25 protein-coding genes are annotated in these 24,648 nt (G+C 60.4%); 12 read left to right on the top strand and 13 right to left on the bottom strand.

Annotated features, from left to right (window positions below):
- Positions 1–81: 81 nt before the first annotated feature.
- The gene (locus PH562_RS25150) at positions 82–3,555 is read right to left on the bottom strand and encodes an indolepyruvate ferredoxin oxidoreductase family protein (protein WP_285176462.1); all 3,474 of its coding nucleotides are present in this window, start codon (positions 3,553–3,555) and stop codon (positions 82–84) included.
- A 304-nt stretch (positions 3,556–3,859) separates the two neighbouring features.
- On the opposite strand from PH562_RS25150, the gene PH562_RS25145 reads away from it, so the two are divergent.
- Positions 3,860–4,519, top strand: coding sequence for a glutathione S-transferase family protein (locus PH562_RS25145; protein ID WP_285176461.1), 660 nt, complete (start codon positions 3,860–3,862; stop codon positions 4,517–4,519).
- 2 nt (positions 4,520–4,521) lie between these two features.
- Here PH562_RS25145 and PH562_RS25140 read toward each other — a convergent pair whose 3' ends face one another.
- Positions 4,522–5,418, bottom strand: a complete 897-nt coding sequence (locus PH562_RS25140) for a LysR substrate-binding domain-containing protein (RefSeq protein ID WP_285176460.1) — start codon at positions 5,416–5,418, stop codon at positions 4,522–4,524.
- A 149-nt stretch (positions 5,419–5,567) separates the two neighbouring features.
- On the opposite strand from PH562_RS25140, the gene PH562_RS25135 reads away from it, so the two are divergent.
- The gene (locus tag PH562_RS25135) at positions 5,568–5,753 is read left to right on the top strand and encodes a hypothetical protein (RefSeq protein ID WP_285176459.1); all 186 of its coding nucleotides are present in this window, start codon (positions 5,568–5,570) and stop codon (positions 5,751–5,753) included.
- Positions 5,754–5,781: 28 nt separating this feature from the next.
- Positions 5,782–6,138 carry an MmcQ/YjbR family DNA-binding protein gene (locus tag PH562_RS25130; RefSeq protein ID WP_285176457.1) on the top strand — a complete coding sequence of 119 codons (357 nt, stop codon included), beginning with the start codon at positions 5,782–5,784 and terminating at the stop codon, positions 6,136–6,138.
- Positions 6,139–6,142: 4 nt separating this feature from the next.
- Here PH562_RS25130 and PH562_RS25125 read toward each other — a convergent pair whose 3' ends face one another.
- Together PH562_RS25125 and PH562_RS25120 are read right to left on the bottom strand one after the other, a co-directional pair.
- On the bottom strand, positions 6,143–6,763 hold the full coding sequence (locus PH562_RS25125) for a glutathione S-transferase family protein (protein ID WP_285176455.1): 621 nt from the start codon (positions 6,761–6,763) through the stop codon (positions 6,143–6,145).
- Between the two features lie 154 nt (positions 6,764–6,917).
- On the bottom strand, positions 6,918–7,274 hold the full coding sequence (locus PH562_RS25120; protein WP_168805012.1) for a DUF4406 domain-containing protein: 357 nt from the start codon (positions 7,272–7,274) through the stop codon (positions 6,918–6,920).
- Between the two features lie 126 nt (positions 7,275–7,400).
- Here PH562_RS25120 and PH562_RS25115 point away from each other — a divergent pair, with 126 nt between their 5' ends.
- Together PH562_RS25115 and PH562_RS25110 are read left to right on the top strand one after the other, a co-directional pair.
- Positions 7,401–8,156, top strand: a complete 756-nt coding sequence (locus PH562_RS25115; protein ID WP_285176454.1) for a DeoR/GlpR family DNA-binding transcription regulator — start codon at positions 7,401–7,403, stop codon at positions 8,154–8,156.
- An 80-nt stretch (positions 8,157–8,236) separates the two neighbouring features.
- The gene (locus tag PH562_RS25110) at positions 8,237–8,725 is read left to right on the top strand and encodes a DUF2127 domain-containing protein (protein ID WP_285176453.1); all 489 of its coding nucleotides are present in this window, start codon (positions 8,237–8,239) and stop codon (positions 8,723–8,725) included.
- 12 nt (positions 8,726–8,737) lie between these two features.
- Here PH562_RS25110 and PH562_RS25105 read toward each other — a convergent pair whose 3' ends face one another.
- Both PH562_RS25105 and PH562_RS25100 read right to left on the bottom strand, forming a co-directional pair.
- Positions 8,738–9,745, bottom strand: a complete 1,008-nt coding sequence (locus PH562_RS25105) for an asparaginase (protein ID WP_285176451.1) — start codon at positions 9,743–9,745, stop codon at positions 8,738–8,740.
- Positions 9,746–9,845: 100 nt separating this feature from the next.
- Complete coding sequence (locus PH562_RS25100) at positions 9,846–10,472, bottom strand: helix-turn-helix transcriptional regulator (protein WP_285176449.1); 627 nt, start codon at positions 10,470–10,472, stop codon at positions 9,846–9,848.
- A gap of 101 nt (positions 10,473–10,573) precedes the next feature.
- On the opposite strand from PH562_RS25100, the gene PH562_RS25095 reads away from it, so the two are divergent.
- Entirely contained in the window at positions 10,574–11,998 is a 1,425-nt protein-coding gene (locus tag PH562_RS25095; RefSeq protein WP_285176447.1) for an MFS transporter, read from the top strand.
- On the opposite strand, the gene PH562_RS25090 is transcribed toward PH562_RS25095, so the two are convergent.
- From PH562_RS25090 to PH562_RS25075, 4 genes are all read right to left on the bottom strand, one after another.
- A complete protein-coding gene (locus PH562_RS25090) occupies positions 11,979–12,977 on the bottom strand; it encodes an NAD(P)H-quinone oxidoreductase (protein ID WP_285176445.1) in 999 nt (332 codons plus the stop codon). The two genes, PH562_RS25095 and PH562_RS25090, sit on opposite strands and share 20 nt — an antisense overlap.
- 79 nt (positions 12,978–13,056) lie before the next feature.
- Positions 13,057–14,862, bottom strand: coding sequence for a bifunctional diguanylate cyclase/phosphodiesterase (locus tag PH562_RS25085; RefSeq protein WP_285176444.1), 1,806 nt, complete (start codon positions 14,860–14,862; stop codon positions 13,057–13,059).
- 205 nt (positions 14,863–15,067) lie between these two features.
- Positions 15,068–15,325 carry a ribbon-helix-helix domain-containing protein gene (locus PH562_RS25080; protein WP_285176443.1) on the bottom strand — a complete coding sequence of 86 codons (258 nt, stop codon included), beginning with the start codon at positions 15,323–15,325 and terminating at the stop codon, positions 15,068–15,070.
- 227 nt (positions 15,326–15,552) lie between these two features.
- Positions 15,553–16,101 (bottom strand): HdeD family acid-resistance protein, encoded by a 549-nt coding sequence (locus tag PH562_RS25075; RefSeq protein WP_285176441.1) that lies wholly within the window; start codon positions 16,099–16,101, stop codon positions 15,553–15,555.
- 154 nt (positions 16,102–16,255) lie between these two features.
- Between PH562_RS25075 and betI the strand changes: the two genes are divergently transcribed.
- The 4 genes from betI (at position 16,256) to betA (ending at position 20,767) form a co-directional block, all read left to right on the top strand.
- The gene (gene betI, locus PH562_RS25070) at positions 16,256–16,843 is read left to right on the top strand and encodes a transcriptional regulator BetI (protein WP_285176438.1); all 588 of its coding nucleotides are present in this window, start codon (positions 16,256–16,258) and stop codon (positions 16,841–16,843) included.
- A 4-nt stretch (positions 16,844–16,847) separates the two neighbouring features.
- Positions 16,848–17,489, top strand: coding sequence for a glutathione S-transferase family protein (locus PH562_RS25065; RefSeq protein WP_285176437.1), 642 nt, complete (start codon positions 16,848–16,850; stop codon positions 17,487–17,489).
- Positions 17,489–18,952, top strand: a complete 1,464-nt coding sequence (gene betB / locus PH562_RS25060; RefSeq protein ID WP_285176435.1) for a betaine-aldehyde dehydrogenase — start codon at positions 17,489–17,491, stop codon at positions 18,950–18,952. The genes PH562_RS25065 and betB overlap by 1 nt, the downstream gene beginning before the upstream one ends.
- A 162-nt stretch (positions 18,953–19,114) precedes the next feature.
- Positions 19,115–20,767, top strand: coding sequence for a choline dehydrogenase (gene betA / locus PH562_RS25055; RefSeq protein WP_285176434.1), 1,653 nt, complete (start codon positions 19,115–19,117; stop codon positions 20,765–20,767).
- Positions 20,768–20,779: 12 nt separating this feature from the next.
- On the opposite strand, the gene PH562_RS25050 is transcribed toward betA, so the two are convergent.
- Together PH562_RS25050 and PH562_RS25045 are read right to left on the bottom strand one after the other, a co-directional pair.
- Positions 20,780–21,079: a type II toxin-antitoxin system RelE/ParE family toxin gene (locus tag PH562_RS25050; protein ID WP_113232320.1), complete on the bottom strand. Its 300-nt coding sequence runs from the start codon at positions 21,077–21,079 to the stop codon at positions 20,780–20,782.
- Positions 21,076–21,348 carry a YlcI/YnfO family protein gene (locus tag PH562_RS25045; RefSeq protein WP_113232319.1) on the bottom strand — a complete coding sequence of 91 codons (273 nt, stop codon included), beginning with the start codon at positions 21,346–21,348 and terminating at the stop codon, positions 21,076–21,078. Before PH562_RS25045 ends, PH562_RS25050 begins: the two co-directional genes overlap by 4 nt.
- A 192-nt stretch (positions 21,349–21,540) precedes the next feature.
- On the opposite strand from PH562_RS25045, the gene PH562_RS25040 reads away from it, so the two are divergent.
- On the top strand, positions 21,541–22,902 hold the full coding sequence (locus PH562_RS25040; protein ID WP_285176432.1) for a chloride channel protein: 1,362 nt from the start codon (positions 21,541–21,543) through the stop codon (positions 22,900–22,902).
- Positions 22,903–22,964: 62 nt separating this feature from the next.
- On the opposite strand, the gene PH562_RS25035 is transcribed toward PH562_RS25040, so the two are convergent.
- The gene (locus tag PH562_RS25035) at positions 22,965–23,411 is read right to left on the bottom strand and encodes an RrF2 family transcriptional regulator (protein ID WP_285176430.1); all 447 of its coding nucleotides are present in this window, start codon (positions 23,409–23,411) and stop codon (positions 22,965–22,967) included.
- Positions 23,412–23,899: 488 nt separating this feature from the next.
- Between PH562_RS25035 and PH562_RS25030 the strand changes: the two genes are divergently transcribed.
- Complete coding sequence (locus tag PH562_RS25030) at positions 23,900–24,640, top strand: phosphoadenylyl-sulfate reductase (RefSeq protein ID WP_285176428.1); 741 nt, start codon at positions 23,900–23,902, stop codon at positions 24,638–24,640.
- Positions 24,641–24,648 lie beyond the last annotated feature (8 nt).

Below are 24,648 nucleotides of genomic sequence, written 5' to 3'. Positions count from 1 at the left end.
TTCTCCTCCCGATCTCTCCGAACGTCCAATCTCCTTGAACGTATGTCTTGTTATGCCTGCTTCAAGTTTCCACCTCGGGCGTCATGCCGCATCTGCGGGTACATGCTGCGCCTCCCTCGGCATCTCATAGGCTTTCAGTCCGTCCGCGATCCTCACCATGATCTTCCGGCGAGCCTCCTCCTTGACCGGGCCGAAGCCTCTTATCTCATCAAACAGCGAGAGAATGGCAAGGGCTTCTGCCTCGTTGTCGTGGCGCAGACCGGAAAGCACACGCCCGGCGATCTCTTCGTATTCGGCAATCAGGCGGCGTTCCATTTGCCGCTCCGCCATATAGCCGAAGGGATCGAAAGCGGTGCCACGCAGCCGCTTCATTGGTGCAAGCATCCGCAGCAGCGGCAGGATCCAGGCGCCGAATTCGCGCTTCCTTGGCCGGCCGTTCGGATCCTTGCCGCTAAGGATGGGCGGCGCGAGATTGAGGGCCAGCTTGAAATCTCCGTCCATCTCCTCACGCAATTGCGCTTCGAAAGCAGGATCGGTGAGCAGCCGGGCGACCTCATATTCATCCTTGTAGGCCAGGACCCGCGCATAAGTGACGGCGACGGCAAAGGGCACCTTGTCCGAAAGCCGCTCTTTCGCCGCCAGAGCATTGGCGTGGGCGACGAAAGCACCATAGCGTTCGGCAAGCGCTGCATTCTGATAGGCCGTCAGATGCGCCTTGCGGTGCTTGATGAGTTCATCGAGGCTCATCTCCGTCAGTGTCTTACCCGTCTCGGGTTCGGCCATCATGGCATGCACGGCCTGCGGATCATGCGCCAGAAGCCGGCCCCAATGAAACGCGGAAAGGCTTGCCTTGACGGCGACGCCGTTGAGTTCGATCGCCCTTTCGATCGCCTCCAGCGACAGCGGCAGCAGGCCGCGTTGCCAGGCAAAGCCGGTCAGCAGGATATTGGTCGATATGGCATCGCCGGTCACTTCTGTCGCGATATGGCCGAAATCGAGGAAGACGGATTTGTCGCTGACGGTCTTGGCGATCGTGTGCTGGATCGATCCGGTCTTGAAATCGAAATCGCGGTTGCGGACAAAATCGGCAACCGGCATCAACCCGGTGTTGACGATGGCGGTCGTCCGCGTCGGCGAGCAAAGCGTGATCGCATCCTTGGAGGCGCCCACGACCTCGTCCGCTGATAACAGCAGATCCGCGCCGCCGTTGACGATGCGCGACGAGGTGACATCGGCCTGATTATGGCCGATGCGCAGATGGCTCATGACCGCGCCACCCTTCTGAGCAAGGCCGGCCATGTCGAGGATCATCGGCACCTTGCCATCCAGATGCGCAGCCATGCCGAGGATGGCGCCGATGGTCAGGATGCCGGTGCCGCCGACGCCGGCGATCGCGATGTTCCAGGGGCGATCGGCGATGACGGGAATTTCAGGCATCGGCACGTCGATGTCGGCGTGATCAAGCGGCTTTCGCTTGCGGCGCTTGCCGCCGTGAACCGTCACGAAGGACGGGCAGAAGCCTTTGACGCAGGAAAAGTCCTTGTTGCAGCTCGACTGGTTGATCTGGCGCTTGCGGCCAAACTCAGTCTCCAGCGGCTCGATGGAAATGCAGTTGGATTGCACCGAGCAATCGCCGCAGCCCTCGCAGACAGCCTTGTTGATGAAGACTCGCTTGGCCGGATCTTCCATCAGGCCGCGGCTGCGGCGACGGCGCTTCTCGGCCGCACAGGTCTGGACATAGACGATCGCCGAACAGCCTTCGGTTTCGCGCAGCGTCAGCATCACCTGATCGATGTGGTCGCGATGCAGAACCTTGACACCAGGCGCCAGTTCGGATGCGCGATAGGCATCGGGATTGTCCGACAGCAGATAGATCGGCCTGACGCCTTCGTCATGCAGCTGTTTCGTCACCAGCTGCGGCGTCAGGTGGCCGTCGATCTGCTGACCGCCGGTCATGGCAACGGCATCGTTGTAGAGCAGCTTGTAAGTGACGTTGACTTTGGCGGCGACGGACTGGCGGATGGCGAGAATGCCGGAGTGGAAATAGGTACCGTCACCGAGATTGACGAACATGTGCTTTTCGTCGGTGTAGTGGGCGATCGCGGTCCACGGCACGCCTTCGCCGCCCATTTGCGTAAAGGTCTCGGTGCTGCGGTCCATCCAGGTGGCCATGTAATGGCAGCCGATGCCGGCGATGGCGCGGCTGCCTTCGGGAACGCGGGTGGATGTATTGTGCGGACAGCCGGAGCAGAAGAAGGGCGTACGGTTCAGCGGCGCAACATGGCTGCGACTGATCTGGCCACGCTCGGCAAGATAGGAAAGCTTGGCTGCAATGCGGTCATGCAGGCCCCGATCGAGATCGAGCTTGACGATGCGCCCGGCGATGGCTCTCGCGACGGCGCCGACTGTCAGCGCCGAAGACAGGCTGAGATAGGGCTTGTCATGCTCGTCGAACTTGCCGACGATGCGCGGGCGGACATCGGCGCGCCAGTTGAACAGCTGCTGCTTGATCTGGTTTTCGATGATCTCGCGCCGCTCCTCGACGACAAGAACTTCGTCCAGCCCTTCCGAGAAATGGCGCACGGCCTCCGGCTCCAACGGCCAGGGCATACGCACCTTCAAGATACGCAGGCCGATATCAGCCATTTCCCGCGGGCCGATCTCCAACTCGCGCAGCGCCTCCAGCACATCCTCATAGGCCTTGCCGGAGGAGATGATGCCGAAGCGAGCATTGGGAACATCATGCGTGATTTCGTCGACGCGGTTGGCGCGGGCGAAAGCGATGGCCGCATAGGCCTTGTAATTCTGCAGGCGATCGTCCTGCGCCAGCGGCGGATCGGGCCAGCGCAGGTTGAGGCCGCCGGGAGGCAGTTCGAAATCCGTCGGCAACATGAATTGCCGCTTTTCCCCCGAGAGATCGACGGCCGCCGTCGTCTCGACCGTATCGGCGATGAATTTCATCCCGACCCAGCAGCCGGAATAACGCGACATGGCAATGCCGAGCAGGCCGTATTCGAGGAATTCGTGGATCGACGAGGGATAGATGACCGGCATGACCGCCGAGATGAATTCATGGTCGGTCTGGTGCGGAATGGTCGAGGATTTGGCGGAATGATCGTCGCCGGCAAAACAGAGAACGCCGCCATGCCTGGAGGTGCCGGCGGCATTGCCGTGCTTCAGCACGTCACCGGAACGGTCAACGCCGGGACCTTTGCCGTACCAGATGCCGAGTACGCCATCCTTGCGGGCACCGGGAGAAAGGCCGACCTGCTGCGAGCCCCACACGGCCGTAGCTGCAAGGTCTTCGTTGATGCCGGGCTGGAAGGTGATGTCATGCGCGTGGAGGTAAGTCTTGGCTTTCAGAAGCTGCTGGTCGTAGCCGCCGAGCGGCGAGCCGCGATAGCCTGAAATGAACGTTGCCGTATTGAGCCCGGCGGCGCGGTCGCGCCGCATCTGTGTCATGGGCAGCCGCACCAGCGCCTGCAGGCCGGTCATGAAAACGCGGCCATCCTCAGCGGTATATTTGTCGTCTAGCGAAACGCCGGTCGCAAGCATCTGCTCTCCTCCCGAGATCGCAGTTACCGATTGCCCATGTGCATTTCACCGGATGCCTCCTACCGCATCCGACGAAAGCCATGATCGAACGGTAACATGCAGCGACGCTAATTTCTGAACGAAGGCTAGGCCTCGGCAGCATGATTTGCAAAGATTTCGGCGGGTTGGCGGATATTTTCGTGCTCGCGCGGCGCCGGCCATCCGCCATCCATCACGAGCTTTCATTGCAGATATCAACGGCAGGGTCTTTTACTCGCCCAACCTGCCCAATAAGGTCGCGCCGACTCGAATCTGGGAGACCCACATGCTGACGATCTACGGTGTCTATCGCTCGCGCGCCTCGCGCAATTACTGGATGGCCGAGGAACTCGGCATCGAGTTCAAATCCGTGCCCGTTATCCAGGCCAGCCGGCTTGCCAATCCGCTCGCCGCCGACGCCCCAATCAATACGATGTCGCCGGAGTTTCTGGCCGTCAATCCGATGGGCATGATCCCCTGCATCAAGGATGGCGATCTCATCCTGCACGAATCGCTCGCCATCAATCTATATCTCGCCCGCAAATATGGCTGCCCGCTTGCCGGCAAGACGGTAGAGGAAGAAGGGCTGATGGCCATGTGGACGATGTGGGCGGCAACGGAAGTCGAACCTTATAGCGTCGCGCTGGTTCGCATCTATGACAATGCCCAGGAAAACAGCGACGCGGGCAAGGCCGGGATCGCCGTCGCCTGCCGCTCGCTGAAGAAACCACTCGACGTGCTCGAAAAGCACCTGCAAAACCAGGACCATCTCGTCGGCAATCGTTTCACCGCCGCCGACCTCAACTTGGCCGAAGTGCTGCGCTATGCTCAGACCGAACAGGAATTGTTCGACGCTCGGCCGAAGATGAAGGCCTGGATCGAGCGCTGCCAGTCACGCGACGCCTATAAGGCCATGCAGGCGATCCGCGGCAAGGAACCGGTCTGACATTATTGGAAGAGACGCATGCTCTCTTGCATTTCCTCACGGATCCAGGCCTTGAAGGCGGTCACCTTCTTCGGTTCCCGCACGCCGGCAGCCGTGACGAAATAATGGCCGAAACCGGTTTTAGCGCGGATGCCGAAGGGATCGACAAGGCATTTCTGCTGGAGGGCATAGCCAGCTAGCGTCTGCCAGGCGAGCATTACCCCCTGCCCCGCTATGGCGGCATCCAGGCAGAGCGATGCATCATTGAAGATGTGCCGCTCTTCCATGCAATGGCCCGAGAGCCCGGCCTCGCGTAGCCAAACCTCCCAGCCGAACATCGCATGTCCGTCGATGACGGCGGGGACTTTCAGTATATCGGCAGGCTCCCGAAGCGTGGCGGCAATCTGTGGTGTGACGACCGGGAACACTTCCTGCGCCAGCAGCAGCTCGGACCTGACACCGGGCCATTGCCCGCCGCCGACCCGAATGCCGATATCGACATCGGACGTCGCCGGGTTGATCAGCCGTGTCGTGGCGTCGATGCGCAGGCGGATATCCGGATGGCGGCCGGCGAAGCGATCGAGCCGGTACACGAGCCAGCGGGCCGCAAAGACCGGCGCGACCGAAATCGTAAGGATATTCTCATCCTCGTGCTGCGCAAGCGCGACTGCGGCCGTAAGCGCTTGGAAGCCCTCGTTAAGCCTCGTCAATATCGCCAGCCCCGATGCCGTCACCGTCATGCCCTTAGGCGTCCGCTCGAACAGCGGCCGACCGAGTTGCGCCTCGGCCTTGATGACCTGCTGGCTGACCGCGCCGACCGTCACGCCGAGTTCGTCGGCTGCCGCCTGCAGCGAACCGAGCCGGCCGACCGCCTCCAGGGCGCGCAAGCCATTCAGATGAACGTTGTTGAGGTTTCTCATTATAGAATATCTATATCAGCATCTCTGCATTCTCAATTGCATCGAGCGCATATTCGCGCGATTATGCACCATGAAATTGAAGACCGTCGCCGCTCGCTCGGCTGATGCCCTCATGGTTGCATCGATGCGAGCATCCGAGGAGGCACACCATGTCGATCTTGAAGCTTTTCTTCAGTCATCTTCTCGATGAGGATCGCGAACCGAACAGCGATCCGTTGCAGCATCCCATGCTTGCCGCCATGTCGCTGGAAGAACTGGCCGACCTGCCGCTGATGCCGGAAAATCTGGGGCGGCCTATGGACAAGCGGACCGTTCAGCCGGAAGAATGCGCATAAGAGAGTTAATCATCGCACTCAAACGCGCATGACATCGCACGTAAGTATGGACGCCATAGCGGAACGATTGCAGCGGCTGGCGGCGCAAGCCCGGCTCCTCGAGGTCGAGCCTGGCCTTCATTATGGACTGCCGGCCTTCAAAGTCGGCGGCAAGGCGTTCGTGACCGTCAAGAATAACGAGACCATCGTGCTGTCGCTGCCGATCGACCGCAAGGAGCAGCTGATGGAAATGGCGCCGGAGATCTATTTTCAGACGGATCACTATATCGGCTGGCCCTCCGTGCCGCTGCGCATCAACGCGATCGGCGACGAGGAACTGGAGCTGCGCTTGATCGAGGCGTGGCGATACCGCGCCCCGAAAAAACTTCTGGCAACATTCGGCTGATCGATCAGCCCTGTTCGATGGCAAGCGCCTTCTGAACAGCCGGGCGCTCGAGCATGCGCTCATAATGCGCGCTGACCTTGGGGAACTGTTTGATATCGACATTATCTCCCGGCAGCCACTTCTCCATGGTGAAGAGATAGCCGTCTGCGACGGTATATTGCTCGCCCATTACCCAGGGACCCTTTAGCATCTTGTCTTCGATCAAGGCGAAGCTTTCGGTCATGGTCTGCGGCACCTTGGCCTTCATCGTCTCGATGGCGGCGGCATCGTCGGTCCAGCGGTAACCGCGTCCCTTGTGCGAGTGGTTCACATGAACGGTGGAGACGATGTAACTGTTGAAGGATTGCATCTGCGCGAATTCGAAGGGGTCGTCGAGCGGTGCCAGCTTCGCGGCTGGTGCGATCTGGGCGATATAGGCCATGATCGCGATATTCTCGGTGAGGACGCCGCGATCGGTCACCAGCGCCGGGACGCGGCCTTTGGGATTGATAGCCAGATAATCCGGCTGGCGCTGATCGCCATTGGCGAGGTTGAGGCGTCGGTGCTCGTAGGCAAGGCCGGATTCTTCCAGGGCGATGAGACTGGCGAGCGCGCAGCTTCCGGGCGCATAATAAAATGTCAGCATGTTCCGTTCCTTGATTGAATTCTGCGAGGAAGCTAAAGCGAACCCGGCCGATACGGAAGTGGCTGATGCTGATGGGCGCCACAAAAGGTTTTGATCAATCGGGCAGGCACGCCCATCCCTATGGGCTGGCGCGATGGGGATGGGCGGCACGTGTTTAGGCGCAGCCGGGCACGTCTTCCAGCCTGTGCCAAACGGGAATACCGCGCTCGCGGGCGATGCGGACATCATTGTCCGCGCCCTTGGAATCACCCGGCAATCTCAAAACCCCTTCGCAAAGCTGCAGCAGGCGGCCGGCCGTCGGGTGGAAAATCTCCTCATAGAGATCGTCGCCGATGCTCTTGCCGCCGGCAGCGTGCCAGACCGGCAGCGCGACCCATTCGCCGATCATCGGCAGATGCCCGGCCTTGAACAGCGCGTAGGATGGCTCCTCAAGGCGTTTGAGGTTTTCAGCCATCTTCTTCGGATCATCACCAGTACCGGAGCGATAAGGCCCCGCGATCAGGATCAACATGTCTTGTCTCCGTTTTTAGCTCCTGCTTGCTGCAGGAATTTGCACGAATATGCGCATATTTTCTTGAATGTCGAATCGATTCTGATAAATTCACGATTATTCGTGACATATCGTGCAGAGATCGGCATGCTGACCAGCCAACGGAAAACCCTCATCCTCGACAGATTGCGCCGAGACGGCCAGGTAATCGCCAAGGCATTGGCCGATGATCTCGGGCTATCCGAAGATACGATCCGTAGGGATCTGCGGGAGATGGCGACGGAAAAATTGCTGAAGCGGGTGCATGGCGGCGCACTGCCGCTGTCACCGGAGCTGCCCGATTTTACCGCGCGGCAGACGGTCTCATCCGATGAGAAGCGCCGGCTCGGTGCACATGCGGTCAACATGATCCAGCCGGGCCAGACCGTGTTTCTCGATGGCGGCACCACCAATGCCGAGATCGCCCGCCAGCTTCCGAAGGATCTCCCCGTCACGATCGTCACCCACAGCCCGACGATCGCAGGCGAGCTGGAGTATCATCCGCTGGCCGACGTGATCCTGATCGGCGGCAAGCTCTACAAGCATTCGATGGTGGCAACGGGTGCCGTCGCCATGGCAGCCATCGCATCGATAAGAGCTGACGTTTTCTTTCTGGGCGTCACCGCCATCCATCCCGCCCGCGGCTTTTCGACCGGCGATTTTGAGGAAGCGGCCATCAAGCGGCATATCGCGCAATGCTCGGCGGAAACCTATGTGCTGGCGACGGTCGAGAAGCTCGACGCCGCGTCGCCATGCCAAATCCTTCCAATAACGGGCATCTCCGGCGTGATTGTGCCCTCCGATATTCAAAAGGAGAGGCTGGCACCCTATCGAGATATGGACGTGCCGATCTTCCTGGCCTGATCGACAGCCGGAGATCGGCATACCTTGTCGCCGCCACCGATCAAGCCTACCTGAATAGGCCTCAGAGGTTGTGATCGCCCATGAACGAACGCCGCATTCATCAGCTCTTCGAAATCAGCGTCCTGTTGAAGGGCGCGCATGCCCTGATCGAATGCCTCGGCGGCCTTGTGCTCGCGCTCGTCAGCACCGAATCGATCCTTCGTCTCGCAAACAGGCTCACACAGCCAGAGCTGCTCAACGACCCCAATGATTTCATCGCGACGCACCTGCTCATGTGGGCGCAGGATTTCTCGGTCAGTACGAAGAACTTCTATGCCTATTACCTGCTGAGCCACGGGCTGGTGAAGGTGCTGCTGGTCATCGGCCTGCTCCGGGGCAAGATGTGGGCCTATCCGGCCTCGCTGGTCGCCTTGGGTCTTTTCATCGTCTACCAGCTTTACCGCTTCACCGACACGCATGGCATCGGGCTCATCATCCTCACCATCTTCGACCTCGTGGTCATGGTTCTCATCTGGCAGGAATATAAAGTCGTCCGGCACCATGTACCGGCTCAGAAAACGAACGGTTGAGACGAAGATAAGCTATGCCCTCAACGCCGCTGCCGGCCTGATATCGCCGATATGGATGCCATTCCAGTTCTTGAAGGACCTGTCGGCCATCGCCATCAGGCCGGAGTGAACAGCGCCATCCTTCTCGAAGAAGCGGGCCAATGTTGCGGCCACCATGATCTCCGCCGCGCGAGTGGTGCCATCGTCGCATTTGAGCGCGATGGCAATGCCCTGTTCCGGGATTGCAGCGCAGAACACGCCCTCGGCGCCGGTCTTGGCGAAGATGCGGCCGGGAGCGATCTGCATGAGCTTGGTGCAGGCGCGATCGGTGCCGGCAACGTAAAAGGGCTCGGCCATGCAGGCCTCGAACAGCCGGAGTGATGCCTTGGCGCGCAAGGGCTCCAGTCCGACGCCGGTCGCCATTTTGGCAAAGCCATGCGCCAGTCCCTTGAGAGGCACCGCATAGGTCGGGATCGAGCAGCCGTCCGTGCCGCAATTGTCGTGCGCCAGAATAGCGCCGGTCAGGCTCTGCATCGTGTCGCGGATATGCTGCTGCAGCGGATGGTCATAACCGACATAGCCCTGGGGATCGATGTCCTGATGGCAGCAGGCGCAGACGAAGCCGGCATGCTTGCCGGAGCAATTGTTGTGCAGCGCCGTCGGCTTGTCGAGCGTGCGGGCCTGATGAATCAATGTCTTCTGATCGAAGGACCAATGCGCGCCGCATTCGAGCGTGCCGACATCGCGGCCGGCACGCGCCAGCATCGAGGCGGCGAGCGCCACATGCTCATCCTCGCCATTGTGCGAGGAGCAGGCGAGCGCCAATTCTTTATGACCGAAACCATAGGCATCCGCGGCACCGCTTTCGACCAACGGCAGGGCCTGCATCGCCTTGCAGGCCGAGCGTGGAAAGACGCCGCTTTCGATATCGCCGAGCGAGAAGACCAGCTTCCCATCGCCATCGACGACAACGACGGAGCCGCGATGATAGCTTTCCACCTGATTGCCACGGGTGACTTCGACGCAGATGGGATTGGACATGACGGAATGCAGCCTCTGATTTGCTAGACGGCCAGTGATAGCCGCTGCCCCCGGGATTGCCAATCGCCGATGCCGGCAGGCAACATCAAAAAGCGATCTCTCAGGCTGCGTCGCGGATCCTGTAGGCGCAACGCCGTGCGCCGAGCAGGATATGCTCATCCCGTTCGACATCAGCACCAAGCACCATGCGGAAAGTCTCCAGCTCCGATCGGCAGAAGCCGGCACAGGCAGATGCGGCAGCGCAAATGGGGCAATGGTTCTCCACCAGCACCAGCGAGCCATCCTTGTCCCGCCAGTGATCGGCCATATAACCTTCCTGCGTGCGGATGGCAGCGAGGCTTGCGACGCGCGACGGCAGATCGGCCGAAAGGTCGATTTCGCTTCGGTAGCGTCGAAGCGTCTCCGTTTCCCGGGCGGAGATGACAGCGTCGACGGCACCCTGCCCCAGTTGACTGGCCATGGTCGCAAGCAGGGTGGCGGTGAGATCGGCATGGCCATCGGGAAATTGACGATTGCCGGCCACCGTCAGATGCCAGAACTGGCGCGGCCTGCCCCTGCCGCCGGCAGCTTCCGCCACCGGCTCGACCAATCCCTCCTCCGCCATCTTCGTCAGCTGCTGACGGGCTGCCTCCGACGATATACCAAGCGCATCGCCAACGGCTGCCGCCAATTGCGGCCCGTCGGTTTTCAACAGGATCAGAATTCGATTGGCAGGTGACTGGCGCATTTTTCCAAGTTTTCTCTTGTTTTAATCCGACAGGGATGTAATTTTCCAAATTATAACTTGGAAAATAATCAACCGCTAGGGAAAATACCGAGGATCGCCCGATGTCCAGCATCGAAAACACCGCCCCTGCCTCATCCTCTTCCGTCTTCACATTGTTTTCGCCGAAACTTCTGCCCGCGACGCTGATGCTCGGCGGAGGTGTCACGCTTTATGCCGTCGAGTCCTACATCACGGCGACGATCGCGCCCTCAATCGTCCGGGACATCGGCGGCCTTGAACTGTTCTCATGGATGACAACGCTCTTCGTCGCCGCTGGCGTGCTTGGCTCGATTACCGTTGCCACGCGGCCGAAGGGCATGGGCCTGCGCACGGTCTATGTCGGGGCGGCGCTTACTTTCGGCATCGGCAGCCTGGCCTGTGCTATCGCACCGATGATGCCTGTATTGCTTGCGGGTCGCGCCATCCAGGGCTATGGGGCCGGCATGCTCTCCGGCCTCGCCTATGCCTTCATCCGTTTCGTCTATCCGGAGATATTGTGGCGCAAGGCCTCTACCCTCTATGCCGCCATCTGGGGTGTGGCGACCGTGCTCGGGCCGACCCTCGGCGGCCTCTTCGCCGCGGGAGGCGCATGGCGCGAGGCATTCATCATTCTCGTGCCGCTGACCGTCGTCATGGCGCTTTCCTCGCGCCGGCTGCTGCCCGATGTTGCGGATGACCGGATCGATACGAGGACGCCGCTCGCCCAGATCGGGCTTCTGTTGATTGCCGTCCTGTTCGTCAGCATCGCTGGTACGATCGAACATGGATCCTACAAGACGGTGCTGATCGCAGCTTCGATCGTGCTCGTCGCAACAATGGTGCTGATCGAGCGCAAGAGCGAAGTGCGGCTGCTACCCTATGGCGCCGTCATGCTCAGCAATCCCATCGCGCGGCTCTATCTGACGATCTTCACGATGATGCTGGTGCTGACGAGCGACATCTATATCCCCTACTTCCTGCAGACGCTCCATGGCGTGACGCCGCTGGTCTCGGGCTATCTCGTGGCGCTGGTAGCGCTCGGCTGGACCATCGCGGCCTTCTTCAGCAATTCTTTCTCGGGCAGGCCAGCGGCCGTCGCCATCATTGTCGGCTGCATTCTGGAAACGGCGGCCACGGCATCGCTGATCCCGTTTCTGGCGACCACGATGCCTTTCTCCGACCTCGCGGAATTCGCGCCGGCTGTGATCGCCATGTTCCTGATGGGCTTCGGCGTCGGCTTAGGATGGGCGCATCTTGTGACCAGGATCATCGGCATCGCCCGCAGAGCCGAACAGGACAAGGCTTCGGCGGCGATCTCGATGACGCAGTCGCTGGGCGGCGCATTCGGTGCAGCGCTCGCAGGCGTCATCGTCAATGGCGCGGGCCTGACCCATCCTGGCGGTATCAGCGGCGGCCTCTCTGCAGCGACATGGCTCTATGCGCTGATGGCGATACCCGGCCTGATCGCGGTCATCCTGTCCTTCACGATCAAGCCAGCTTCAGCATGATCTTGCCGATGTGATCGCTCGTTTCCATCAAGCGATGCGCCTCGACCACGTCGTCGAAAGAGAAGGTCTGATAAATGACCGGAGCGACGGTGCCCTGGTCGAGCAACGGCCAGACCTGGGCGAGAAGATCGTCGCGGATGGCTCGCTTTTCCTCAGCCGTGCGTGGACGCATGGTCGATCCGGTCACGGTCAGCCGTTTGACCATGATCGGCGCAAGGTTGGCCTTCTCCGCCACCGCGCCGCCAAGGAAGGCAATGATGGAGAGGCAGCCGTCGCGGGCAAGCGAGGCGAGGTTCTTCTCCAGATAGGCGGCGCCGATCATGTCGAGGATGATATCGACGCCATGTTCCGTTTCGGCCTTGATGACCTCGGCGAAATCCTCGTCTTTATAATTGATCGCCCGCCTGGCGCCGAGCTTCTCGCAGGCCTCGCACTTTTCCTTCGACCCAGCCGTGGCATAAACGGTCGCACCGAAAGCGTGGGCGAGCTGGATCGCCGTCGTGCCGATGCCGCTGGAGCCGCCGTGGATCAGCACGCTTTCGCCTTCGGTGAGGCCGGCCATCTGGAAGAGATTGGCCCATACGGTGAAGAAGGTCTCGGGGACGGCGGCCGCGCGGACGGCGTCATAACCGTTCGGGAAGCGCAGCGCCTGGCCGGCGGGAAGCACGCAATATTCGGCGTAGCCGCCGCCATTGGCGAGACCGCAGACCTTGTTGCCGATGGCAAATTCCGTCACGCCGGGCGCGACGTCGACGACCTCGCCTGATATTTCGAGGCCCAGAATCGGGCTTGCTTCCTTCGGCGGCGGATAGGTCCCCTGCCGTTGCGCCACATCCGGCCGGTTGACGCCGGCGGCCTCGACGCGGACCAGGATCTCGCCTGGCTTCAACACCGGAAGAGGCTTTCGGGCGATGGTCATGACTTCAGGCCCGCCAAAGGACGGCAAATCCACGAAACGCATTTCAGACGGCAAGGGCATGGCGCAATCTCCTCTCCCAGCAAAGCAGTGGAGATAGTTTAGCGCAAAGCGCTTGAAAAGGACCGAGTGCCGGAGGGCGTCAATTCGTCTCGGCCAAGCCGAGGAATGCTACGCCAATGGCGCTTTCCTTTGCCTTCGCCTTGATACCCGCGATGGAAGTGCTGACCCGGTTGATGTTGTCGATCACCAACCCTTCCGGCAGTTGCAGGATACCAATCGAGCAACGCATCAGCGGGAACTCCGCGACCGCGCCGCTGCGGTCGTGACCATGAATGCGCCCGGCAGCACGGTCTTCAGCCGAATAGAGTTCGAGAACATCGGCATGGAAATCGGCAAGCAGCCGATCCAGAACCTCGCGCAGTTCCTGCATGCTCCAGCCGGTGACGCCGATGAAGAAATCGTCGCCGCCGACATGACCGAGGAAATGGCGCTCGGCAAAGAAATAGCGGCGCATCAAGGCGGCGAACAGCGAAATGGCATGGTCGCCGAGATGGAAACCATAGGCATCGTTGAACGGCTTGAAATTATCGAAGTCGCAATAGCAGAAATGTCTGATTTCATCTCCATCGCGGCCGGCGCTCTGCATGAAATCGTGGATCGCCCTGTTGCCCGGCAAGCCCGTCAGCGGGTTCTGGTCCTGGGCGATCTTGAGCTGCTTTTCGTTGATGACCTTGATGAGAGAGGCAGCGGAGACGATGCCGGCATAATGCGTGCCTTCGGTGACGATCAGGCAATCGCTGCTTTCCATGTTGGCGAAGATCGTCATCAGCGTATCGGCATCGGAATCGAGGCCGACGATCGGCGCCATCTCGACGAAATGCGAGATCGAACGCTTGTAGACCTTGTTCTTCAAAAGGTCGCGGCCGAAGGGCTGATAGATATATTCCTTCAGCTGGTATTCGTGGATGATCCCACGCGGCTCGTCATTGGCATTCACGACTGGGAAATAAGCCCGGCGCGGATTGCGGCGGAAGAGTTCGAAGACGCTGTCGATGCTATCGCTCTCGCGGATGGTCGGCAGCACTTCAATCTGCTTGCGGATAAGGATTTCATCGAGCGACTGGCTGTTGCGCGCCGTCTTGCCGAGATCCTGCAGATGCGGAAAGCTCTGTTTCAGCTCGTTGACCAGTACGGTCGGGCGGGCAATGAACCAGCCCTGTACGAGATCGACGCCGAATTCGCGGCAGGTCAGGAACTCCGCCTCGGTCTCGATGCCCTCGGCGATGACGCGCGTCCCGAGGACATGGGCGATATTGACGAGATTTCGAAGGATATGGCGCTTGCGGGCGCTGCGGTCGATATCGACGATGAAATGCCGGTCGATCTTGAGATAGTCGACCGGATAATCGGACAGCAGCTTCATCTCGCCACAGCCGACGCCGAAATCGTCGATCGCGAGCTTGAAGCCGGCATTGCGCATCTTGGCAACCAGTGTCGAAAACTCCGGCACGATGGTATTGTCGAAACGTTCGGAGAATTCGAAGCAGATGGAGGAAGGGGCGATACCGGCCTTTCTCATATGCTGCAGCAGGCCGTCGACCAGGATGGTGCCTTGCGCAATCAGCCGGACATCCAGGTTGAGGAAAAGCGTCGTGGTGGCGATATTGGGCATGGTCGCAAATTTTGCCAGCGCGCGGCTCGTGACCATCTGCTCCAGCCCGAGAAGCTGGCCGCTCCGCTCGGCTTCGTCAAGTATCTCCACTGGGCTACCGAAACCGATGCGTTCCTGGCCGCGCATCAGGGATTCGTAGCCGAAAACGGTGCCCGTACCGGCCTCTACGATCGGCTGGAATGCGTTTTCGATGACGAGTTTGGCGAGAGTGACGATCTGGTCGCTGGCATATCGGCGCAATACGCCCGGCTCGACTGCGGCAGTCAGGGACATGCCCATCTCCACTTGCGGATTCTAATCTAATTTATTTAAGTAAAACTTTGGATTTACCGCGTTTTCGACCCAAGATTGCGCCATAAAGCGTCAACGAAACCTTTTCCCTATGTGAAAGTTTCATGAATGGTAAAGCAATATTAACCATTCGCCGGGGCGCAGACCCAGCACACGGCAGCCGAGCGGCTGCCGTCACGAGTGGGGTTCAGTGCTGATTGCTCGAGTGCCGCTCTGCCTCGTAGTCGGCAAACATATCGGCGACGCAGCGGCCGCTCTTTGCCGTCTCAGCGCCATCGTTGGCAGCACGCGGCACCTCGCAAATGTCACCGCGCTTGCGCGCCGCATCCCACATGCGAAGAGCTTCCCGCACGACTTCGCTGCTCGAGGCATAGGTGCCGGTGTCGACCGCTGCCCGGATGCCGGCAGCCTGAAGCGGAGAGATGGAAACCGTTACCATTGGCATGATATTCCTCCCTTGACGTTATCTAGCGGAAATTTGTCTGGAACCATGTTCCGCGGCTTGGACCAGTTTCTTCGAGCATGTCCCTCGACATGCGGACTTCCAGATGAAGATACTGCCATTACATCAACGCAACGCCGTTCTGCCTGATATGGCAGAGGCGTAAAGAGTAACGCCGCTCACGCTTCTTGTCAAAAAGTAGCAGTGCGTTACCCCTTTTGGGAGATGCACTACCGCCTGAGCACGAGGCCGAAGACCACCAGCGTCCAGCCCTGGAAGATCAGATCGAAGGCCAGAAAAAGGCCGAGGATCCAAAGGCTGTTGACCGGCCAGCCGAGAGCGATGGCGATGCCTGCAACGGCGGTCGCAAGACCGCTGATGACGATCCAAACCCAGCCGCGCTCGGGCTTCAGCTTGCGGCCGACCCAGACGCGGAACGTGCCGGCGATGAGAAGCGCTAGGGCAAGGAACAGCGTCAATGCCTCGGAAGCCAACAGCGGATTGGCGAAGGCAAGGATGCCGGCAATCGTATAGAGCAGGCCGCTCAGCACCCAGAACAGGATATGCTCCCAGCCCCTCACCTGAAAGGCATGGGCCAGATGCACGATGCCGCCGATCAGCATCAGCATGCCGACGTAATAGACCGAAGCCACCGTGGCGATGAACAGATTGCCAAGGGCGATGCCGCCGCAGATCAGCAGCAATATGCCAAGTCCGACAAACCAACCCCATTTGTCGCGCATCGCGGATGGGGGAACTTCATCAAGAATATCAACCATGACTGCACCTCCTCCTATGAGGAAGTATGGCACAGAAATGCCGTGCGGAAAGAGGTTGCGGATTTTTCGTCAGGTAATACCGGCCACGTGATTTTTTTATTGATTGATCAGTCAATCAAAAATACACTCGTCTTCAGTCTTGGGGATTGACGCTATGCCGAAGGTCGGAATGGAGCCGGTGCGCCGCAAGGCGCTGGTGGATGCTGCGATGCGCGTGATCGGCGATCACGGCTCGCTAACCGTCACCATGTCCGAAATTGCCAAGCAGGCGGGCGTTTCCCCCGCTCTTGCGCATCATTACTTCGGCAGCAAGGAACAGCTGCTGATCGAGACCGTCCGCGTGCATCTACAGCGGCTGCGCGACAGCGTCGTGACGGCGCTCCGCGAGGCGAAAACGCCGCGCGAAAAGCTCTCCGCCGTCATCCGCGTCAGCTTTCAGGCAGATCAGTTCGCACCGGAAACGATCGCTGCCTGGCTCGCCTTCTATGCCGAAGCGCAGCGCTCGGAAGAGACGCGGCGCTTTCTCGTCATCTACGCACGCCGCCTGCATTCGAATCTCGTCGCCAATCTCAAGGCTCTGTGCCCAGTCGGCGACGCAGGGCGCATCGCCGAGGGCGCGGCTGCGATGATCGACGGGCTCTATATACGGCAGGGTCTCAGATCCGCGCCGATCAGCACCGAGGCCTCGATCGCGCTGACGGAAGACTATCTGACGACCCATCTCAATGCGTTGAAAGGCTGAGAACATGCTGACCGTCTGGGGCCGCAAATCGTCATCCAATGTGCAGGCGCTGATGTGGTGCATCGGCGAGCTGGGTCTTACCTCTGAGCGCATCGATGCCGGCTTTACCTATGGCGTCAACGACACGCCTGAATTCCTGGCGATGAACCCGAACGGCACGGTTCCGACGCTGCGGGATGGCGATGACGAGCCGCTCTGGGAAACGGGCGCCATCCTGCGCTATCTCGCCGCCCAATATGGCGAGGATGCCTTCTGGCCGAAGGACGAGCGGCGGCGCGCCCAGATCGACAAATGGGCCGAATGGGCCAAGATCAACATCGCCTTGAATTTCATCGGACCGGTATTCTGGCGCGCGGTGCGCACGGCCCCTGCTCTCAAGGATGAGAAGGCCATTGTGGCCGCTGTTGCCGCGCTTGCTGCGAAGCTAGACATCGCCGAGTCGCAGTTCGGACGGCATCGCTTCCTCGCCGGCGATAATCTGACGCTGGCCGACATACAATTCGGGCATGTTCTCTATCGCTATTTCGACATCGACATTAAGCGCCCTGCCCATCCGCGGCTGCAGCGCTACTACGAAAACCTCACCGAGCGGCCTGCTTTCCAAGAGCATGTCATGGTGTCCTACGAAGAATTGAGGGTTCTATAATGCGCGCACAACCGAAAGCCTCGCATTTCATCGACGGGGAATATGTCGAGGACACCGACGGCACTCTTATCGAAAGCATCTATCCGGCAACCGGCGAAGTGATCGCCCGCTTGCACGCGGCGACGCCTGATATCGTCGAAAAGGCGATCGCTAGCGCCAAGCGGGCGCAGCCGGAATGGGCTGCCATGAGCCCGACGGCGCGCGGCCGCATCCTGAAGCGGGCGGCCGACATCATGCGCGAGCGTAACCGCGAGCTTTCGGAACTGGAAACGCTGGATACGGGCAAGCCGATCCAGGAAACCATTGTCGCCGATCCGACCTCCGGCGCCGACAGCTTCGAATTCTTCGGGGGTATCGCGGCAGCCGGCCTCAACGGCTCCTATATCCCGCTCGGCGGCGATTTCGCCTATACCAAGCGCGTGCCGCTCGGTGTGTGCGTCGGCATCGGCGCATGGAACTATCCGCAGCAGATCGCTTGCTGGAAGGGTGCGCCGGCGCTGGTTGCCGGCAACGCCATGGTGTTCAAGCCCTCGGAAAACACGCCGCTCGGCGCGCTGAAGATTGCTGAAATCCTCATCGAGGCCGGTCTGCCGAAAGGTCTCTACAATGTCATCCAGGGCGACCGCGAAACCGGGCCGCTGCTGATCAACCATCCGGATGTGGCCAAGGTATCGCTGACCGGCTCCGTGCCGACGGGCCGCAAGGTGGCGGCTTCGGCTGCGGGCAGCCTCAAGCATGTCACCATGGAACTCGGCGGCAAGTCACCGCTGATCGTCTTTGACGATGCCGATATCGACAGCGCCATCGGCGGGGCGATGCTCGGCAATTTCTATTCGACCGGCCAGGTCTGCTCGAACGGCACCCGCGTTTTCGTCAACCGTAAGATCAAGTCCGAATTCCTGAAGCGCCTGAAGACCCGCACCGACGCCATGCTGATCGGCGACCCGATGGACGAGGCGACGCAGATCGGCCCGATGGTGTCCTGGGCGCAGCGCGAAAAGGTTCTCGCCTATATCGAAAAGGGCAAGGCCGAGGGTGCGACGCTTTTGACCGGCGGCGGCATTCCGAACAATGTCTCCGGCGAAGGCTACTACATCCAGCCGACGGTGTTTGCCGACGTCACAGACGACATGACGATCGCGCGCGAAGAGATCTTCGGGCCGGTCATGTGCGTTCTCGACTTCGATGACGAGGGCGAGGCGATCGCCCGCGCCAACGCCACCGAATTCGGCCTTTCCGGCGGCGTCTTCACAGCCGACCTCACCCGCGCCCACCGCGTGGTCGATCAGCTCGAAGCCGGCACGCTCTGGATCAACACCTACAATCTCTGCCCGGTCGAAATCCCCTTCGGCGGTTCCAAGCAATCCGGTTTCGGCCGCGAGAATTCGCTGGCGGCGCTGGAGCACTATTCGGAACTGAAGACGGTCTATGTCGGCATGGGGCCGGTACAGGCGCCTTATTGATGCAACCTCGGGGCTCAACCTCGCCCTTCGAGGCCGCCTGTGGCGGCACCTCAGGGTGAGGTCGAGAGCTGTTAACCGCAAGCACGGACGATGATCCGCCTCATCCTGAGGTGCTCGCCAAAGGCGAGCCTCGAAGGATCGAGACGGCCACAGGAGATGGATATGGAACAGGCAGATTTCGTCATCGTCGGCTCAGGCTCAGCCGGCTCCGCCATGGCTTACCGCCTGTCGGAAGACGGCAAGCATTCGGTCATCGTTCTGGAATTCGGCGGCAGCGATTTCGGGCCCTTCATCCAGATGCCGGCGGCCCTTGCATGGCCGATGAGCATGGATCGCTACAATTGGGGCTATCTTTCCGAGCCGGAACCGCAGCTCAACAACCGACGCATCACCGCCCCGCGCGGCAAGGTGATCGGCGGGTCCTCCTCGATCAACGGCATGGTCTACGTGCGCGGCCATGCGGAAGACTTCAACCGCTGGGAAGAGCTCGGCGCCCAAGGCTGGGCCTATGCCGACGTTCTGCCCTATTTCAAGCGGATGGAACATTCGCATGGCGGCGAAGAGGGATGGCGCGGCACGCATGGCCCGCTGCACGTGCGCCGAGGCGATGCCCGCAATCCGCTCTTCCACGCTTTCATCGAAGCCGGCAAGCAGGCGGGCTTCGAAGCGACGGACGATTACAACGGCAGCAAGCAGGAAGGCTTCGGCCTGATGGAGCAGACGACCTGGATGGGCCGGCGCTGGTCTGCGGCGACTGCCTATCTCAAGCCTGCCCTGAAGCGGCCTAACGTGACGCTCATCCGCTGCTTCGCCCGCAAGATCGTCATCGAAAACGGCCGCGCGACCGGCGTCGAAGTGGAGCGTGACGGCAAGATCGAGATCATCAAGGCAAACCGGGAGGTGATCGTCTCCGCCTCTTCGTTCAATTCGCCGAAGCTGCTGATGCTTTCGGGCATCGGGCCGGGCCAGCATCTGCGCGACATGGGGATCGAGGTGAAGGTCGACAGGCCAGGCGTCGGCGCAAACCTGCAGGACCATATGGAATTCTATTTCCAGCAGACGAGCCTGAAGCCGGTGTCGCTCTATTCCTGGCTGCCCTGGTACATGCAGGGGATCGCCGGCGCGCAGTGGCTCTTCTTCAAGAAGGGGCTCGGCACGTCCAACCAGTTCGAAGCCTGCGCTTTCCTGCGCTCCGCGCCGGGCGTCAAGCAGCCGGATATTCAATATCACTTCCTGCCCGTGGCCATCAGCTACGACGGCAAGGCGGCGGCCAAGAGCCACGGCTTCCAGGTGCATGTCGGCTACAACCTGTCGAAATCGCGTGGGAACGTGACGCTGCGCTCCTCCGACCCGAAGGCCGATCCGGTCATCCGCTTCAACTATATGAGCCATCCGGAGGACTGGGAGAAATTCCGCCACTGCGTGCGCCTCACCCGCGAGATCTTCGGGCAGAAGGCCTTCGACGAATATCGCGGCGCGGAAATCCAGCCAGGAGCAACCGTCCAGACCGACGACCAGATCGATGCCTTCCTGCGTGAGCATCTGGAAAGCGCCTATCACCCCTGCGGCACCTGCCGTATGGGCGCGAAGGACGATCCGATGGCGGTCGTAGACCCCGACACCCGCGTCATCGGCGTCGATGGCTTGCGCGTCGCCGACAGCTCGATCTTCCCGCATGTGACCTATGGCAATCTGAACGGTCCTTCGATCATGACCGGCGAAAAGGCGGCTGACCACATTCTCGGCAAGCCGCGGCTGGCCCGTTCGAACCAGGAGCCTTGGATCAATCCGCGTTGGGAGACGAGCGATCGGTAGGATGGATGGGCATCAGTGATAGTCTTCCTCTCGCTGATGCCTGATCGCCAGTATTGTCACCGTCTCGCTATCCTCGATTTCGAATAGAGCGACATAGCCTGACGAGCCGAAAGGAATGACGAGTTCGCGGAGAAATGCATTGTCCGCCGACGCTTTGCGGCAACTGAACGGAAAATTCTCCAGAAATCCCGTTGCCTTGGCAATCGCCTGATAGGCTTTTTCCGCAAGCTCGATGTCTCTCACCAGGAGATAGTCATAGAGTCGTTCGAGATCATCGAGCGCGCCTTGGGAGTAACGCACTGCAAAGGTCATTTTCGTCCGGACGCTTTTGCAGCTTCAAGTTTGCGCTTCAGCATTCCCAACACGTTGTCAGCGCTGTGATACACGCCTGTTTTCCTTGCATCCTCCCGCGCAGCAAGGCCGCGAGCGATGAATTCGGCCCTCGTTCGGCGGTGTTCAATCTGCGCACGTAGCGAACTTTCCACAAATGCTGACAACGACTCACCCTCTCGCAGCACGCTTTCAGCAGCGGCGCGCAAGGCGGGATCAACCCTCAAGGGGGGTATGGAAGCGGATTTCATTCATCGGCCCTTTGCATTGCAATTGCGATACATTCTATTCGATCGCTCGAAACGGTCAACACGTGGATTAAGCCTTGGCCGCAAAAGGAAATTCTGTAACAAAGATTGATATCGCAATTCTCCCCACGAGGTGAGCGGCCCGGAAAAATGCCTCTAAAGGGCATGCGGGCCAGCATAACGGTCACACATCCCATGCCCCCTATCTACCGCAAATCCAAACTCCTCCGCCGTTCCCGCGTTTTCTGGGGGTCTTTCAATCTCTGGCGCCCGCGCTTGGTGTTCTGGACAGGTGCCCTGGCGATCGGCGTCATCAGTGTCGGTTTCGCCAAGCTCGCCGATCTGGCACAGCGGACTTTTACCGGCGTCACGCAATCGGGCGAGTGGATGTGGCTGCTGCCGCTCGTGCTGACGCCGCTCGGCTTCGTGCTATCAGCCTATCTTGCAGCGACGCTCTTTCCCAATTCGCAAGGGAGCGGCATTCCGCAGGCGATTGCTGCGCGACATCTGCATCATGAAGAGGATCGAACGAAGCTGCTCTCGCTCAGGCTGGCTTTCGGCAAGATCGTGCTGACCATATTGGGCCTCTTGAGCGGCGCCTCGATCGGCCGCGAAGGACCGACGGTCCAGGTCGGTGCGTCCTTCATGCTGGCCGTTGCCCGCTTCGGCGGCATGGCGCAGGCCAAGGGGCTGATCCTTGCCGGCTCCGCGGCCGGCATCGCTGCCGCCTTCAACACGCCGCTTGCTGGTATCGTCTTCGCCATCGAGGAGATGAGCCGCACGTATGAATCCCGCGCCAACGGTCTGGTTCTGACTGCCGTTATTCTTTCCGGCCTTGCCGCACTCGGCCTTTCCGGCAGCTACAATTACTTCGGCACGGCCGACGCCGCGCCGGCGATGCTTCGGGACTGGATTGTCATGCTGATCTGCGGTGTCGGCGGCGGCGCGCTCGGCGCCACCTTCAGTGGATTGGCGCTCTATGCCGGTATCCGCATCCGCCGCTGGGCACAACCGCAGCCGTTGAAACGCATGCTGATCCTTGCCGGCCTCTGCGGTCTTGTCGTTGCCGCCGTCGGCGTGCTCTCCGGCGGGCAGACCTTCGGCACCGGTTACGAGCAAGCCCGCGGCGCGGTGGAAGGACATGCCCTGCCCCTGCTCTTCTTCGTCGAGAAGCTACTGGCAAGCTTTCTGTCGATGATCTCGGGCATTCCCGGCGGCATCTTCGCCCCCTCACTTGCCGTTGGCGCCGGCTTCGGCAGCACGGTTGGCACGCTGATCGGCGGCGGCGTGGCGCTTGCGGCAATCCTCGGCATGGCCGGCTATTTCGCCGGCGTGGTGCAGGCGCCGATGACCGCTTTCGTCATCATCCTGGAAATGACCGGCGACCATCAAGCCGTCATCCCGATCATGGCGGTATCGATGATCGGCTATGTGACCTCGCGGTTGCTGTCGCGCGAGCCCTTATATCATGGCCTGTCCCGCGTCTTCATCGCGGCAGCGATCCGCGCCCGGCGCGCTATAGAAAAGGAAGGCAGCGAGGAACACGCCACCCGCTGAATGCCGAAGCTCCGCGGTTTCCGGAGGAAGGCACCCCGTATGGCCTCCCCGCCTTGACCTGCCTATGCCATCAGCCTGGCGACTTCCGCACCGTCAGGCTGAGCGATGGCATCGGCGATGGTCGTCGAGAACAACACCTTGCGGGTCGCATCTGCCACCCGGGCAAAGACGTGGCGGATTTCGCAGGTCTGCTCACCGTCGCAATCGTCGCATCGGCGATAGGCTGTCAGTGAGAGACAGGGCAGCGGCGCCAGCGGTCCATCGATGACCCGCAGGATTTCGCCAAAGGTGATCTCGTCCGCCGGTCTGCGCAGGAGATAACCGCCCTGCTTGCCGCGACGGCTGATGACGACACCCTGATGCTTCAGGTCGAGAAGGATCTGTTCGAGGAATTTCTTCGGGATCTTCTGCTGGGCGGCGATGTCGGAAATCATCATCGGCTCACCCGCCTCGGATTGGGCCAAGGCAGACAGCGCCCGCAGCGCATATTTTGCTTTCTGAGTAATCATTTCGAACCGCTTCACACACACATGCGATACGTCCGGTCGAGCGATTCGGCCGGTCCGCTAAAGAACTTCTCAGCCCTCGTCCCCGGGGCAATGTCGAAGCACTCACACCCTTGGCGCACGGCCAGGAAACGTTAGCAACCCAGACTTGTTATCATTCTTCGTTGCTATGCCCATAGTTTAGCGCAAAATCCGCCGCAGCGCATCATTTCGGGCATCACTTCCGATTTCCGTTTGACAAGCTATGTGTAACTCTACTATTTCTATAGACATTAAAGCAAGCACTTAAACATGGTCAGCCATATCAGGTGCTTCCGAAGGGCCGCTTCCGGCGGCAAAACGCCTTGGTTAACAGCCGAGGCGGTCGCTTTTTCTTATCGGCGCTGCTTCATGGAGATATTTACTCTCCTGCGTTCCCTTTCGAAATCTATTTTTCTGTCCGCTGCCGTTGCGAACTGCGATACTCCCGGCAACATCAGGACAGGATTCCCATGACTGCCATTACCCTTATTGAAGATGCCGCGACGCTCAACAGCCAGCTCGCATCGCTCGATCTTGTCGGCCGCCTGTCTCTTGTGGCCGGCCTCGGTGGCCGTGCCGTGTTCACGACGTCGCTCGGGATCGAGGATCAGGTGATCACGGCAGAGATCGGCAATCACCGCCTGCCGATCGAAGTGGCGACCCTGCAGACCGGCCGCCTCTTCCCGGAAACGCTCGCTCTGATCGACGAGACGGAAAACCAATACGATATCAAGATCGTCCGCTACGAGCCGGAACAGGCCGATATCGACGCCTATGCCGAAAAATACGGTCTGAACGGTTTCTATGAGAGCGTCGAAGCCAGGCATGCCTGTTGTGGCGTGCGCAAGCTGAAGCCGCTTGCGCGTGCACTCTCGGGCGCCACCATCTGGATCACCGGTCTGCGCCGCGGCCAGTCCGCCAATCGCGCCGATACGCCCTTTGCGGAATTCGATCCCGAGCGCAACCTGATCAAGATCAACCCGCTTGCCGATTGGGACATCGATGCTATCCGCGCGTATGTCGCCGACAATAGCGTTCCGGTGAACCCGCTGCATGCGCGCGGCTATCCCTCGATCGGCTGTGAACCCTGCACCCGTGCCATCAAGCCGGGCGAGCCCGAGCGGGCCGGCCGCTGGTGGTGGGAAAACGATGAAAAACGCGAATGCGGCCTGCATGTCCACGAAGAAGGTGCTGCCGCACCAGCACAATAATACGCCCG

Origin of the sequence: Rhizobium centroccidentale, assembly GCF_030182565.1 — a bacterium.
GTDB lineage: Bacteria > Pseudomonadota > Alphaproteobacteria > Rhizobiales > Rhizobiaceae > Rhizobium.
This window is presented reverse-complemented; position numbering and strand designations above follow the sequence as displayed.